Source organism: Robiginitalea sp., from assembly GCF_049588695.1.
Classification (GTDB): Bacteria; Bacteroidota; Bacteroidia; order Flavobacteriales; family Flavobacteriaceae; genus Robiginitalea.
Window position 1 is genome coordinate 1 of the sequence record NZ_JBAVZJ010000496.1, and the last position, 1,621, is coordinate 1,621.

Genomic DNA, 1,621 nt, shown 5'->3' on the forward strand with positions numbered 1-1,621 from the left:
ATCTTTATTTCTTCTTCTGTGGCAGATCTGGTATGATCAAACCCCAGATACCCAAATTTGCAATAGCCATGTGTAGCGAAGATCCCATTTGGAAAATCCTCCGGATGGATTTTTTCATCTTCTGGTAAGGCAGACTGACTCTCTTCAAACAACTCCAAAATCTCCGGGAGAACTTCTGGTTTAAATTCTATTGTACTTACAGAGTCAGGCTTAGCGTTTTTAAAGTTTTCGACGTCCTCCTTCCACTCATCCCTCTCATTCAGGTTGATAATTTGTTCAGTTAAATTCCTTTCTCCCGTTTTCCCGGTCCTAAGGTATTTGAAGGTGTTGTTCTCCAGATCATATAAAGCCAGGTGTGCAAACATAGGATTGATATTCAGTGCATCGAATTGATGGAAAACGACGCTAAGCACATCATTGAGCTCATCTGAACTTTGCATGGCCATGGACCGGGACCGCACCCTTTCCAGGGAGGCTTCAATCTGGGCTTCCCGGGCCTGGGCTTCTGCTTTCTCCAGGTCCAGGAATCGCGTATAGGTCTGTTCGAATACCTGGGCGAACCTGGAGAGGATATTCTTGTCGTTTTCAGGGATTTCCTCATTCCACGACATACTCACCGTGCCGTACCTGTGGTTGGCATCCACGAATTCGAGTCGGTTGTATCGGTTTTTCTTCTGTAATTTTTTGAAATAATCACCACCCATTATCTGGTCTGTACCAAGCAGGAATTCAGTCACGGTTTCCTCCCCCGGTAGGGACAAATAGGAAAACCGGTCCCCCTTCAACCAGGATTTCACGGTGGTATCTTCAAACTGGGCGGAAGGCCTTTTGTGGTAAATAGGTAAATCGCCGTGCCCTTCGATGGGCGAGAGCCATAATTCCATATAACCATCATCCAAATGCCAGATACTGATCCAGGCCTGGATGAAATCGATATTAAGAACTCTTAACTGGTTAAACAAAACCACAACCACATCGAGGATTTCCTCTGTCGTATGCATGGCCATGGACCGTGCACGGACGCGCTCCAATGCTACTTCAATCTGGGCTTCCCGGGCCTGGGCTTCAGCTTTTCCAATATCCAGGAACCTCTGGTAGACACGGCCGAATTCTTTTGCAAACTGGCTGAGAATGTCCTTTTCCTCCTGGGTGGGTTCTGCTGTGTGGGTATACCCGATATACCCGAATTTGCAATGCCCCTGCACGCTGTAGCCTCCTTCCGGGGCATGTGCTGCAGTCAGCCTTTCTTCTTCCGGCATACCCTCAAACGTTTCGGCCAACAGGTTAAATAGCTGTTTCAGGTCTTTTTTGGAATAAAAAAGCACCTCTACATCTTCTGAAACACCGGACTTCCATTTATCGTAAAGCGATTTCCAAATATCCATCCCTTCGATGTCCACGACCTGCTGCCCCTGAATGCGTTTCCCGGAAATGCCCGTAGACCGGTAGGTAAAGGTGTTTTCCTCAGTGTTCCAAAGAGTTAGCCAGACGGTTAAGGGTTGGATTCCTAAAAGGTCGAACTGTTGATAGAGGACACTCAAAACATCGTTGAGTTCTTCCGAGGACTGCATGGCCATAGATCGGGACCTGACCCGTTCCAAGGCGGCCCCGATCTCCAGGG

Annotated in this window: 1 protein-coding gene; it reads right to left on the reverse strand. The window is 47.8% G+C overall.

Annotated features, from left to right (window positions below; all coding sequences use genetic code 11):
- The coding region (locus WBV75_RS11575; protein ID WP_424120751.1) for a hypothetical protein at positions 1 to 1,621 on the reverse strand (1,621 nt) is incomplete at both ends.